Source organism: Maritalea porphyrae (assembly GCF_030159895.1).
Taxonomy (GTDB): Bacteria; Pseudomonadota; Alphaproteobacteria; order Rhizobiales; family Devosiaceae; genus Maritalea; species Maritalea porphyrae.
In genome coordinates, this window is record NZ_BSNI01000002.1 from 248,652 (window position 1) to 261,629 (window position 12,978).

14 protein-coding genes are annotated in these 12,978 nt (G+C 50.3%); 2 read left to right on the forward strand and 12 right to left on the reverse strand.

Annotated features, from left to right (window positions below; genetic code table 11):
• Positions 1-34: 34 nt before the first annotated feature.
• Positions 35-568, reverse strand: a complete 534-nt coding sequence (gene ppa, locus QQL65_RS04660; protein ID WP_284362384.1) for an inorganic diphosphatase — start codon at positions 566-568, stop codon at positions 35-37.
• Positions 569-692: 124 nt separating this feature from the next.
• Here ppa and QQL65_RS04665 point away from each other — a divergent pair, with 124 nt between their 5' ends.
• Positions 693-1,244: a hypothetical protein gene (locus QQL65_RS04665; protein WP_284362385.1), complete on the forward strand. Its 552-nt coding sequence runs from the start codon at positions 693-695 to the stop codon at positions 1,242-1,244.
• Positions 1,245-1,411: 167 nt separating this feature from the next.
• Here QQL65_RS04665 and purH read toward each other — a convergent pair whose 3' ends face one another.
• From purH to htpX, 4 genes are all read right to left on the reverse strand, one after another.
• The gene (gene purH, locus QQL65_RS04670; protein WP_284362386.1) at positions 1,412-2,986 is read right to left on the reverse strand and encodes a bifunctional phosphoribosylaminoimidazolecarboxamide formyltransferase/IMP cyclohydrolase; all 1,575 of its coding nucleotides are present in this window, start codon (positions 2,984-2,986) and stop codon (positions 1,412-1,414) included.
• A gap of 121 nt (positions 2,987-3,107) precedes the next feature.
• The gene (locus QQL65_RS04675) at positions 3,108-4,754 is read right to left on the reverse strand and encodes a heparinase II/III family protein (protein WP_284362388.1); all 1,647 of its coding nucleotides are present in this window, start codon (positions 4,752-4,754) and stop codon (positions 3,108-3,110) included.
• A gap of 83 nt (positions 4,755-4,837) precedes the next feature.
• On the reverse strand, positions 4,838-6,142 hold the full coding sequence (locus QQL65_RS04680) for an RsmB/NOP family class I SAM-dependent RNA methyltransferase (RefSeq protein WP_284362390.1): 1,305 nt from the start codon (positions 6,140-6,142) through the stop codon (positions 4,838-4,840).
• Between the two features lie 22 nt (positions 6,143-6,164).
• Positions 6,165-7,136, reverse strand: coding sequence for a zinc metalloprotease HtpX (htpX, locus tag QQL65_RS04685; RefSeq protein ID WP_284362391.1), 972 nt, complete (start codon positions 7,134-7,136; stop codon positions 6,165-6,167).
• A 104-nt stretch (positions 7,137-7,240) separates the two neighbouring features.
• Here htpX and QQL65_RS04690 point away from each other — a divergent pair, with 104 nt between their 5' ends.
• Positions 7,241-7,435: a DUF1674 domain-containing protein gene (locus QQL65_RS04690; protein ID WP_284362392.1), complete on the forward strand. Its 195-nt coding sequence runs from the start codon at positions 7,241-7,243 to the stop codon at positions 7,433-7,435.
• Here the strand turns inward: QQL65_RS04690 and QQL65_RS04695 are convergent.
• The 7 genes from QQL65_RS04695 to tsaD form a co-directional block, all read right to left on the reverse strand.
• The gene (locus tag QQL65_RS04695) at positions 7,432-8,865 is read right to left on the reverse strand and encodes a cryptochrome/photolyase family protein (RefSeq protein ID WP_284362394.1); all 1,434 of its coding nucleotides are present in this window, start codon (positions 8,863-8,865) and stop codon (positions 7,432-7,434) included. The genes QQL65_RS04690 and QQL65_RS04695 overlap by 4 nt on opposite strands.
• A 120-nt stretch (positions 8,866-8,985) precedes the next feature.
• Positions 8,986-9,414 (reverse strand): DUF1761 domain-containing protein, encoded by a 429-nt coding sequence (locus QQL65_RS04700; RefSeq protein WP_284362395.1) that lies wholly within the window; start codon positions 9,412-9,414, stop codon positions 8,986-8,988.
• A 65-nt stretch (positions 9,415-9,479) separates the two neighbouring features.
• Positions 9,480-9,896: an EVE domain-containing protein gene (locus QQL65_RS04705; RefSeq protein ID WP_284362397.1), complete on the reverse strand. Its 417-nt coding sequence runs from the start codon at positions 9,894-9,896 to the stop codon at positions 9,480-9,482.
• Positions 9,896-10,183 carry a YciI family protein gene (locus QQL65_RS04710; RefSeq protein ID WP_284366211.1) on the reverse strand — a complete coding sequence of 96 codons (288 nt, stop codon included), beginning with the start codon at positions 10,181-10,183 and terminating at the stop codon, positions 9,896-9,898. Before QQL65_RS04710 ends, QQL65_RS04705 begins: the two co-directional genes overlap by 1 nt.
• A gap of 102 nt (positions 10,184-10,285) precedes the next feature.
• The gene (locus tag QQL65_RS04715; protein ID WP_284362399.1) at positions 10,286-10,837 is read right to left on the reverse strand and encodes an Ntn hydrolase family protein; all 552 of its coding nucleotides are present in this window, start codon (positions 10,835-10,837) and stop codon (positions 10,286-10,288) included.
• Positions 10,838-10,888: 51 nt separating this feature from the next.
• Entirely contained in the window at positions 10,889-11,878 is a 990-nt protein-coding gene (locus tag QQL65_RS04720) for an NAD(P)H-dependent glycerol-3-phosphate dehydrogenase (RefSeq protein ID WP_284362401.1), read from the reverse strand.
• On the reverse strand, positions 11,871-12,947 hold the full coding sequence (gene tsaD / locus QQL65_RS04725) for a tRNA (adenosine(37)-N6)-threonylcarbamoyltransferase complex transferase subunit TsaD (RefSeq protein WP_284362403.1): 1,077 nt from the start codon (positions 12,945-12,947) through the stop codon (positions 11,871-11,873). The genes QQL65_RS04720 and tsaD overlap by 8 nt, the downstream gene beginning before the upstream one ends.
• Positions 12,948-12,978 lie beyond the last annotated feature (31 nt).

The following is a 12,978-nucleotide window of genomic DNA, read 5'->3' on the forward strand; positions in this document are numbered from 1 at the left end:
GACCCCTAAATTCGTCACTTGCTAGCAGCGCTAACTAGCCTTGTTTGTTGTGCAGCTCGATGCTGTCCAAAATAATCTGCTTGGCCACATCAACACCCTTGATGCCCTCAATCTTTGCCCACTTGCCCGGCTCAAGATCTTTATAGTGCTTGAAGAAGTGCTCAACTTTAGCCACTTCAATCTCAGGCATATCAGATACATCATTGATGCCTTCAAATGACTTTGTGAGCTTTGAAATTGGTAGAGCGAGCAGCTTTTCGTCCATGCCGCCATCATCTTCCATCACCAAAACACCAATTGGGCGACACTTGATCACCGCACCTGGCATAATTGGGCGTGAATTCATCACCACAACGTCCAATGGATCGCCATCACCACACAAAGTGTTTGGCACAAAGCCATAGTTGCCTGGGTAGCGCATCGGTGTGTGCAAGAAACGGTCTACAAAAATTGCACCGCTATCTTTATCGAATTCATACTTGATCGGCTCGCCGCCAATCGGCACCTCGATCACAACATTGATTTCCTCTGGTGGATTTTTACCCGCACCAATTGCATTGAGATCCATCAATCTGCTCCCTTTGATGATCATTTATCAGATTTCGCCAGAACTAATGCCTAGCCGATGCCATGATTGCAAGCCATAATGGGGTAATTGCGATATTTTGACCGGTTCGGGAGGATAATCTGTCATGCGGAAAACCATTTTTGGCACCATTTTGGCCAATCTCACCTTTTTAGCTCTATTGAGCACGGGCGCATTCGCCCAATCAAACGACAGCGTTTACACCAAAATTAATTTGGATGAAGATTGCTCGCTAACCGAAGCACACGAAATGGGTGCCACTTTTGCCTGTCCTGGATATAAAGGCTATCCGGTGATGGTGGCGGAAGGTGACCTGCGCATGTTTGTCAGTTTCGGCCTTGATTCACTAAACGAAGTCGCGGCAGAGCAAACGCTACCAGCATTTAATACGATAAACGACACTTTGGAATGGCGGTTGGCGAAAAGAGAATTTGGCTGGACGCCTATTGCGACGATTTTGCGCTATTACACAGATGATGGCATGGGCGACAAACAACAGCATCTAATTGTCACCAAAATCAAACAAGGCTCCACCTGCCAAGTCGCGCGCGTCAACGCCAGCAAGTACAAAAACGCCAATCAAATTGCACGCGACCTTGCCGACAGTGTTGCGGAAACATTTGACTGTTCTAACCAGCCCATTGAATGGGGCCAGTAAGAGCTGGTTGCATCCTTTGGAATCAGTCTGAGCGCCCGTAGCCGCCAAACCCAAAGGTTTTGATGGCTTGAGTGTGATTTGGAAGATGCGAGAACCGCATAATATCATTGATATTTGAGGATCGCAGCGCCAACAAATCGCACTCAAGGCGCAAAAGAATGGGTTTGCTAGTGCCGGAAGTGACGCATCCCGGTAAACACCATTGCAATCCCAGCTTCGTCTGCAGCTGCAATCACTTCGTCATCCCGAATTGAACCGCCAGGTTGAATAACGGCAGTTGCACCAGCATCTACTGCTGCCAACAATCCGTCAGCGAATGGGAAGAACGCATCAGATGCGACAACCGAACCTTCAGTCAACGCACCCTTTTGCTTCATCGCTTTTGCAGCATCTTTAGATTTTCTGTGCGCTGTACGAGATGAATCTACACGGCTCATTTGCCCAGCACCAATGCCAACCGTCGCACCATCTTTGGTGTAAATAACGGCATTTGATTTCACATGTTTGGCGACAATCGCGGCAACCTTTAGATCAAGCATTTCTTGCTCGGTTGGCTGTCGTTTCGTGACAACATTGAGGTCACAATCAGCAACACTCTTATTGTCTCGAGACTGTACCAGCAATCCACCTGAAACTGACTTTACGGTGAGCCCTTCAGCTTTTGTGTTCGTCAGATCACCTGTTAGAAGCAAGCGAAGGTTTTTCTTCGCCTCAAAAACCGCCAACGCCTGTGGTGTCGCGCTCGGCGCAATAATCACTTCTGTAAAGACTTCCACGATTTTCTCAGCCACATCGGCATCGATCTCGCGGTTCAACGCCACAATGCCGCCAAACGCTGAAACGGGATCACAGCGCAAAGCCTTCTCATAGGCTTCTGCCAGATCTGCACCCAGACCAACACCACATGGATTAGCATGCTTGATGATGGCAACTGCGGCGTGCTCCTTGGGATCAAACTCAGAAACCAATTCAAACGCAGCATCTGTGTCGTTGATATTGTTGTATGAAAGCGCCTTACCCTGAATTTGCTCAGCAGTTGCAACCCCAACGCGATCAGAACCATCTTTGTAAAACGCTGCCCACTGATGTGGGTTTTCGCCATAGCGCATCACCTGATCAAGTTTGCCCGAAAAGCTGCGATAAGGAATATCGTCAAATTCTAGCGTTTCAGCAAACCAGCTTGAAATAGCGGCATCATATGCTGCGGTACGCGCATAGGCTTTGGCAGCGAAACGTTGGCGAGACTTGAGCGGCACTTCGCCGTGCTCATTGATCTCTTCCATCACCTTTTCATAGTCGTCAGGATCAACAATAACGGTGACTGCGGCGTGGTTCTTTGCCGCTGCGCGGATCATCGCTGGGCCACCAATGTCGATATTTTCGATCACCGTATCGTAGTCAGCACCGGACTTAACGGTTGCCACAAACGGATAAAGGTTTGAAACCAGCATATCGATGTTTGAAATCTGATGAATGCGCATTGCGCTTTTGTGACTATCGCTATCGCGTCGGCCCAACAATCCGCCATGGATTTTGGGGTGCAATGTTTTCACACGTCCATCCATGATTTCTGGAAAACCTGTCACCTCGGCCACATCCACAACGGGGATGTTTTCGTCCTCCAACATTTTCTTTGTGCCGCCAGTTGAGATCAACTCAACTCCATTGGCAACAAGATGACGGGCGAAGTCGGCAAGGCCGGTTTTGTCTGATACGGAAAGAAGGGCGCGTTTGATGGTCACGGAGAAACTCATCTGTTGTTGGGTCCAAATAGCGCTATAAGCGCTGAAGCCGCTTGGCTAGCACGAACTTTTTCAAAAAGAAACCATTGCTGCACGGTTTTTGCCGAACAAACCAACCAATTTATGCCCGTGGCATAAAGGTCCATACCACTTCTTGGTGAGCGCTGATATTGCCGCTCAACACAATTTGTCGAATTGGTTCTAGACCCTTGTGGGCCGAATAGCGCACACTTTCTTCAATCATCGCGTCCGCTCCTTCCCAAATAAAGGCCCAAGTCGAACCCGAGCGTAATTGCAGCTCAATTTGGTTTAGACTGTCGTCAAGCGCCGCTTCAATCCCCGGCCCTAGGTGAAAGCGCAGCAAAAACTGATCCGGGGCACTCTTGTGGTTAAGGTCACATCGAATAATATCTTGGCCCAACAAGGCATCACCTTCGCGTGGCAAAATATTTAGCGAACGCTCATGTTTGACCCCAGCCAAACGCTCATAACCATTATTAATCAGATCAACACGCCGCTCATCCAAATCAACTTTTGGCGCCGCGTCTCGGTTGGCTCGCATATGCGCACTCATCAGATTTTGCGACTTAAACGGGTACTTTCCCCGATACTCAATTTCCAAACTCGAATGCGACGCGGGCAAACGGAAAAGATCAGCATCATCACCCAAAGTTGACGGCCCTGGGCCACAGTTTGAAACAATCAAATCATTCCGAAAGCTATATTCAAAACTGGCCGCTCCCGCGAACAATCCACCTCGAAAGTCATCGCCCATCTCAGCGCCACCGTCGACAATCAGCTTTGAATCTTGACCAACCAGTGCCGCATAGCCTGCATTATATTCGCCGCGATTGATTTCCAAATTGCTGTTTGCACGAGATTGTACCGCCAACAGCATTTCGTGGGGGATCGCCCTTGCATTATTGAAATAAGACAATTCGCCCGTGGTATGCATCAACAGCGCCAAACTATGATGCATTTTGTCCAAAACGGCTGCAAACTCCCGGCCAGCTTCCATTGAAATTGGGGTTACCGCATGACGCACTGGGATCATTTCAAGCAATAATAAGAATTGCAGCTCGCCATTGCGTGAGCGGTGCATACCCTTTTCATCAATCTGCCGGCTAAGCGACAAGGTCGTACGTTCCAACAACCTATTGATATCGTCGGTTGGCGATTGCAGCGCAATTGCTGCCCCCAATAGCGCCAAACGCATAAGCAAACGTCGCGCGGGATCCGCCTCAAAATTGATCCGTATGCGCAAACATTGCACTTGTTCCGCAAGGCTCCGCTCAACAATCTTCTTGCGCGCATCATTCAGACCAAAACAGAGCTGATCAAAATGCTTGATCCAATTGAGCACCCGCAATGCGGTTAGTTTATTGTCCCAGACTCGTTTGGAAAAACTGCCATAACGAGACACCCAGTCCATCGCCAATGTGCCAGCGAATTTTTTCGACCCTTCATCCTGCACAGCAGAAAAATGCCGCAACCAGGTAAAACTGTGCAGCTCGTCAAACCATTCATCACTAGCATAATCTATTGCGAAAGGCGTTGTGCCGCCGGTATCAACAAGACGCTGTGCAAGCAAATATTGCCCGATCATCATGTCAGCCACATTGAAGGCGTCTGATGGGCGAATTTCCAATAATTTGTGCTTAACGCTTTTGTTGTCCGGAGCAGACCAAGTCCAGCGGAATGCAGGGCTTGTTACAAACCCATCCGCAATGGCCCCTAATGTACGACGCAAAAATGGTCCGCCTGACACGAATATGTTTTCCTCAACTATGGGAATGAAGGATAGCACGAGCGCAATCGATTCTCACTTAGTGAAAATAATTGCAAACAAATTTATTTGGTGCGTTGCAAACGCGCCGCAAAAAACCCGTCCAACCCTTTGCCATTTTTCGGCAAAGACATGTTTGGCGTTGTCCGCAAAAAACCGCCTTCAATGACCGGCTCTGCCCAGCCTTCCAGCTCTTCTGGCATGATCGCGCGCACTTCAAACTGAGGGTGAGATTGCAAAAATGCACCCATCTGCTTTTCACCCTCTTCAGGCTCCAAAGAACATGTGCAAAACACAAGCGTGCCACCTGGCTTAACCAAATGCGCGGCATTCTTCAGCATTTCTGACTGCAGCTGCGCACGCTGTTTGATGTCCTTTTCGCGGCGATGCCAAATCACCTCCGGGTGACGCCGATAAGTCCCTGTGGCACTACATGGCGCATCAAGCACGACCACATCATACTGCTTTTCGGCACTCAAATTAGTGGCATCCGCCTCAACCAGCTTCGCGTTCAGCTTCAAGCGCTCTAAGTTTTCTTTAACGCGCTCTAGGCGCTTGCCGTCCAAATCAACGGCCGTCACTTCTGCGCCATTTGCAGCCAATTGCCCGGTCTTGCCACCCGGCGCAGCACATATGTCGAGCACGGATTGCCCCGCGGTCACCGCTGCCAATTGAACGGGCAAAGTCGCAGCAACATCTTGAACCCACCATTTGCCATCGGCATATCCTGGCAATTCTTCAACCGGCACATCCCGATCATCAAGACGATAACTTGCACCAATTAGGTGCACAGCACCCATCTCATCAAATATGTCAGATTGTTCGTCACCAGATTGTCCAGTCAAATCCAAAGGCACAGGCTCGAGCACAGCCTTCGCCATTTCGACCGCGGTTTCTGCACCATAATGGCGTTCCCAACGAGCAAACACCCAAGTCGGCACGAGGTCTTTTGGGTCCAAATCCTCGACACTGAACCCGCGTTGAACATTCCGCAGCGCCGCATTTGCAAGCTTTGCAAACCGTCCGGCACGGCGATCTTTTTTGATCACTTCAACCGCGAGATGGATCGCCGCATGTTCGCCCATTTCAGGCAAGAAAAGCAGCTGAGCCACACCAATCCGCAACGCAGCTTCAAATAAGCCAGCGCGTTTGGGCATGCCCTTTTCAAGAACAGATCCTAATATCTGGCTGATTTGACCGTGGCGACGCAATGACACTGTCACAAGCTTATTGGCCAACGCCCGATCGCGACTATCTGCTATTTCGCGCTGTTGAAACGGCACAAACGGCGCACCGGTAAGAACGAGTTGCAAGCGCTGAGCTGCAGCGCGCCGAATGTCAAACCCGGTGGCTTGAGAATGTCTGCTCATCAAAAAAGCTTCCTAAAGTGGATCAGCCCCACGGGCCTTTGGGCCGGTTTCGATTAGAAACGTGGCTATTTGGTGTCCGCCATCCCGATTGTTCCGGCTGATCTGACCGCAATTTGCGGTCAATGCCGTGCAGTTGGCGCTCTTGTAGCCTCATTTGCTTGGAGATTTCAACCAAAGCCGCAACTCGGTTTTCAACATTGGGGTGTGTTGAAAACAAATTGTCCGCGCCTTTGCCAGCCAAGGGATTAATGATGAACATATGCGCCATGCCGGGGGAACGGCGCGCAAATGGGTTTTCAAAATTCTTCGAAAGCTTTGAGATTTTCTCAAGCGCACGTGCCAGGGCAAGTGGATCACCACAAATTTGAGCGCCGTCTGCATCCGCTTCGTACTCTCTGGTGCGGCTAACAGCCATTTGCACCATCAGCGCCGCCAATGGCGCAACAATAATCATAACAAGCGCTCCAATGGGCCCCACTGGGCTGTTGGAATTGCGCGCGCCAAAGAACAGACCGAACTGCGCCAACATTGAAATCGCACCGGCAAAGGTCGCTGTCACCGTCATGGTCAATGTGTCGCGCGAACGAATATGCGCCAACTCGTGGGCAATAACTGCACCAATCTCGTCATATTCAAGATGGCTCAACAGGCCCGTCGAAACAGCAACTGCTGCATTGTCCGGGTTGCGTCCGGTCGCAAAGGCGTTGGGTTGTTTGCTGTCAATCAAATAAAGCTTTGGCATTGGAATGCCCGCCCGCAACGACAGCCGCTCAACCATATCAAATAGATCAGGGCTATCGCGCCACCCCAACAGGCGCGCACGCTGCATCCGCAGGACAACCTTGTCCGAATTCCAATAAGCGATAAGGTTTGTGACAAGCGCTATCGCCAGCGCAAAGAACATACCAAAACTGCCCGCCACAACAAACCCAACCGCCATAAACAGTCCGGTCATCACCGCCAGCAAAAATGTCGTTCTTATTGCATTGAACATGCAAAACTCCTATTTCCTTGCCTACGATGCTATAGATGGTGCGCAATTGTGGCACTGACAAGGGTCAAGCATCGTCTCAAGACTGTCAAAGAAAGCGAATAAATATGGCCAAAACAGACCCCAACGCCAAACGCCCCGATCCCAAAATTGCCAAACAAGCCCTTGAAGAAGCCAAGGCGCGGCGCGCGCAAATCGACAAAGTCAGCGAAACCGCACCGCGAGAGATCAACGGCAAAGATGGCCCGGACCCTGCCCGCTATGGTGATTGGGAAAATAAAGGCATTGCGTCGGACTTTTAGGCCGGCTCCACCATGTCCTGTCCGCGCATCGTCTGATATGCGGCAAGCGCTCGGTTTCTTGACTGCTTCAAATCAACGATTGGATGCGGATAAGCTATACCAAGTTCAAGCCCTGCATCTGCGAGAACTTGCGCCGGTGCTTCAAACGGCTTCCCCAAAAACTTGTTAGGTAGTTCAGCGATTTCGGGCACAAATGTCCTTATGTAAGCGCCAAGAGGATCAAACTTCTCCGCTTGCAAAACCGGGTTGAACACCCTGAAATAAGGCGCAGCATCCGCGCCACTTCCCGCAACCCACTGCCAACTGGCTCGATTATTGGCGTAGTCAGCATCAACCAAACAATGCTCGAACCATTTTGCCCCTTCACGCCAATCAACACCCAAATTCTTGGTTAGAAATGAGGCCACAATCATACGAACGCGATTGTGCATATAGCCAGTTTGCCAAAGTTCGCGCATGCCCGCGTCAACGATCGGGATACCGGTTTGACCACGCTGCCATTTCTCCAGCGCAGTTTGGTCAATTTGCCAAGGCATCTGATCAAATTTGGAGTTGAAATTCTCGAACGGCAAAGTTGGGAAATGATAGAGCAAATAAGCTGAAAATTCACGCCATGCGAGCTCAGAGCGGAAATGGGCAACATCTTCATTTTGAGGCTGATGCTCCAACGCTGCCCAAATCTGATGCGGTGAAATCTCACCAAATGCCAAATGCGGCGACAAGCGCGAAACATTGGCCTTTGCTGGAAAATTACGCCCGTTCTTATAGCCCATAAGACCGTTGTCTGCGAACTGTGCCCAAGCTTCGCGCGCACCTTGTTCGCCGGGCTGCCAATCCGCCATCATTTTGGCCGCCCAATCGTGACGTGGCAAAAGCTCAAGACCATCAATCATTGATTGATCAGACGCCTCCCCAACAAACGAGATATCGCTAGGTGCGGCAACAGTCGCCCTAGGCGCTTGCGCACTCAAACATCCTTTTTTGTAAAAAGGCGTGAAGACTTTGTAAGGCGTTTTATCCTTTTTGAGCACCTGCCAAGGCTCCCAAAGAAGAGACCCATTGAAAGATCTCGCCGCCAGGTCTCGTTCGCTCAAAAACTGTTTGATCTGCTTGTCTGCGATAATGCGATGAGGGGTGTAACATCTGTTCCAGAATACCGCATCCGCACCATTCTCCGCCGCTACCGCCAACAATATTTGTTCGGGATCACCGGCAAAAACCTGCAAGTGGCCGCCCAACTTCTTATCAAGCGCCAAAAGCGAATGATGCAACCAAACCGCGCGCGCTGTGCCGCGCAAAGCCATGTCTTGGTCCGTTTCGTCAACGATTAATATCGGCAGCACATCGCCACGCTCAGCCGCTTCGTTCAATGCCGGATTATCCGCTACGCGCAAATCTTGACGAAACCACACTATTGTTTTTTTGCTCATCACTTTTGACCCCCAAGTGCTTCTTGAAAAGGATACGCGCGAGCCGCCAAAAAGGATTAAAAAAAACCGTCCCAAACAATGCTGGGACGGTTCAAGAAATCATCAAGAATTAATGTGAATCTACGCCAATAATCCAATCACCACGCCCTGCACCAGCAGCACGCCCAACAGGTAACCCGTATCAATAATCGTGAGTGACAATTTTTGCCCCTGATAGGCATGGTTGAGCAAAGTTGAGGTTAGGACAAAACCAAACCACATATGCGCACCCACCAAGACCGCATCCCAAACCTGAATATCGACAGCACTTGTGTCCATGATCGAGCGTGTCAAAAGCAACATGAAATATACCATGACCAACTGACAAACACCGGCAATTACAAATGGCATCGAAGCGTTTTTGCCCTCTGGCATCAGCTCCTCTCTGGTTTTACCCAGCGCAGCCATCCACTGATTTCCTAAAATGGTGTACCACGCCATGCCAAGCGCCATACTCGCCACTGTCGCCAGCAAAACAGCCAGCCAATTAATATCTGCAAAATGTGACATGTCCCCAAAATCTCCCATTTGTCATTTGCATTTTCACCCCCACAATGTGTGGTTGCATATTGTCACTATGGCGTGACACCACCCATCTTGCAAATGATCTGCCATTCCTTTTCCGCCACAGGCTGCACGGAAAGGCGGGAATTGTTGACCAACACCATATCGGATAATTCAGGATGCACTTTGATATCTTCCAACGTAATGGGAGTCTCAAACGGTTTAACCGCTTCAATATCCACGCATTCCCAACGCTCATCGTCTGTCGTGCTGTCAGGATGTGCTTCCGCTGCGACGCGAACAACACCCATAATGCGTTTCTCATTCACCGAGTGATAGAAAAAGCCCAATTCTCCAACTTTCATCTCACGCATATTATTGCGCGCCTGATAGTTGCGGACCCCGTCCCATTGCTCAGGTGCGCCCTTCTTCACTTGATCTTCCCAGCCCCAAGTGCCCGGCTCACTTTTGAACAACCAATATGCCATTAGCTTGTTGCCTTTTCCGGCTCATTCACTGCCCACATCCATTCGGTCACGCCAACAGATTCAAACACCCCTTGGGTCACATATGGGTCAGCTTCGGCATATGTGCGCGCCGCAAGCAATGTCGGCGCTTCAATGATGATCAGGCTACCAGACGGATTGCCATTTTCATCCAGATAAGGACCGGCCAATTTCAGATCTGCACCCAGATCACCCCAGTAAGACAAATGTGCCGCGCGGGTTGCTTTTCTTTTTTCCAATGCATCCGGGCGATCACGCCCTGAAATCACAAAATACAAATCTCTGCCTCTTCGGTTTAGGAATTCTACGATTCATTTGTTGAAACATATATCTCAATTCAACTGGACATGTTCAAGCTCAAGGGCCCAGACCTATAACTCCAAAATTTGCATCGGCTCCATCGAGTGCAAATCATACTTGCAAGCAATGGTTATAACATCTTGAACCAGCTGTTTTGCAGATTTGGCACCCGCATAACTTGCTTCGGCAGCTCCTAAAGCAATTTGGTCACCGGATCCAATCGCCCAAAAACGCTTATACTCATCAACACCTCGTTCGGTGCCTACGGAATAGAGCTTTCCGTTTACAGCGATAAGGAGATACAAACCACTACCAGCAAAGTCGTCGCCCTGTGGCCGCAACCCATAATCATTCACCAACAGAGCCTGCATCCGATCGAACGAACGGTGGATAGACACGCGATCGGAAAAATCAAATAGCTCCGAATGGTGCAATGCCAAATTGTCTAGAACAGTGTGATAGACAGGATTGCCCACATGACCAATGAATGCTGGCCCAATCTGATGGATCTTCTGCCAACTGCTTTTTTCACTTGCGGGGTAAACCAAATTGCCCGCTGAGGAACCAGAATCGCACCCAATCGCAAGTTTGCCCTTTACAATAGCTCCGAATACAATTGACATTCTTTCCTCGAGATCGCTTCAGCTGCTTTCGCGTTACATTAGCACCAATATTTATTCAGATCGCAATGGTCGCGCCATCAGTTTTGAAACCAACACATCAATTGTCACTTTGCCGTCAAGCAACGCATTCACCGCACCGATGATGGGCACATCCACGCCATTTTGGTGCGCTAGGTTGAAGCCCACCGGCGTGGAGAACACCCCTTCGGCTAATTTTGCACCACTATCAAGAATTTGCTGCACGGTTTCACCCGCACCAAGGCGATAGCCAAACTCGTAATTGCGCGATTCGCGCGCCGTGCAGCTCATGGTGAGGTCACCCAAACCTGCCAAACCATTCAGTGTTGCAGCAGATCCACCTAGTGCCTCTACCAAGCGCCCCATCTCCGCGAAGCCTCGCGCGATGAGCGATGATCGCGCCGAATAGCCAAGCCCCGCGCCTTCAACCGCGCCAGCGCCAAGCGCATATATGTTTTTAAGCGCCCCAGCTAATTCAACGCCCACAAGGTCGTCGCTAGAATAGGGTCTAAAGGTAGGTCCCGCTAACAAATCAACCATTTCTCGTGCTTGATCCATCGAAGGACCAGCCAATGTCACCGCCGTCGGTTTAGACTGCGCAACATCAATGGCAAAGCTCGGTCCCGAAAGAGAAAATGGCACCGCATCTTGGGCCAGCTCGCGTACAATTTCACTTTGCCGCTTGAGCGTGCCTTGTTCTAATCCTTTGGCACATAGAACGATGTTTTTGCCCGCAAGACGATCCACGCCAATGTCTAAAATAACTTGCCGTGTCACCTGGGCAGGCACCACCATCAATATCGTCTTGACACCATCAATGCCGTCATAGCCCAGTTGCGCCTGCACTTTGTCGTCGACTTGCGCCAATTTCGGATATTGAGGGTTAACATTGCTATTATTAATCGTATCAACAACTGCTTGATCACGCCCACAAAGGGTAACACTGCATCCACCAGTTGCCGCGGCATGTGCCAATGCAACGCCCCACGCACCAGCGCCAACCACAAAAATCTCTTTAGACATGGTGGTCCCCCAACTTCATATCGTCACTATCAAGCGGCCAGCGCGGACGCGCCGCAATATTTGATCGATCCACTTGCCCCAATGCCAAACGCTCAGCCCCTGCCCAGGCAATCATTGCGCCATTATCCGTGCAGAGCTTCATTGGCGGCACAATGAGTTCAGCACCGTGCTCAAACGCCACTTGGCGCAAAGCCTCTCCGATTTGCTGGTTCGCCGCAACCCCACCGGCAACCACCATTTGCGCAACCTCGTCAGGAAATTCTTCTTGGAAACGTTCAAGCGCCTGCGCGCATCTTCTCTCCAGAACAGCGACAATAGTGGATTGAAAACTAGCGCAAATATCCGCCACATCTTGATCCGACAAGGGCGCAGCGGCTTCAGCCGCCAACCGCACAGCCGTTTTTAAGCCGGAAAACGAAAAATCGAGACGCTTTTCTTTGAGCAAAGGGCGCGGAAACTTAAACCGGTTTGCGTCACCCTTTTTTGCCCACTCTTCTACCTTCGGACCACCGGGAAAGCCCAAATTGAGCATTTTCGCAACCTTATCAAAGGCTTCGCCCAACGCATCATCAATGGTGGTGCCCCAACGCTCATACTCACCAACGCCCTTAACCAAAACAAATTGGCTATGGCCACCCGAAACCAGCAATAGCAGAAACGGAAATTGGGTATTGTTGGTCAACCGCGCAGTGAGCGCATGGCCCTCTAAGTGATTTACCCCGATCAAAGGGCGACCAATTGCCCGGGCTATTGCTTTGGCAGTTGTCAGTCCAACCAAAACCCCGCCGATCAATCCGGGGCCAGCAGTTGCCGCTACCCCATCAAGGTCTTTATAGCCAAGATTTGCTGCGTCAAGCGCTTGTGCGACGATATGATCCAACCATTGTACATGTGAACGTGCAGCAATTTCAGGTACGACACCGCCAAATGCCTTGTGTTCATCCAATTGGGTGCGCACTATGTTGGAAAGCACCTCGCCTTGGCCATTTGCATTGCGTGCAACAATGGCGGCGGCGGTTTCATCGCAACTGGTTTCAATGCCAAGAATGATGGTACGTGCTTGCGACATAGACCGTCTTTGGTTAAGCCCTATAGTGATA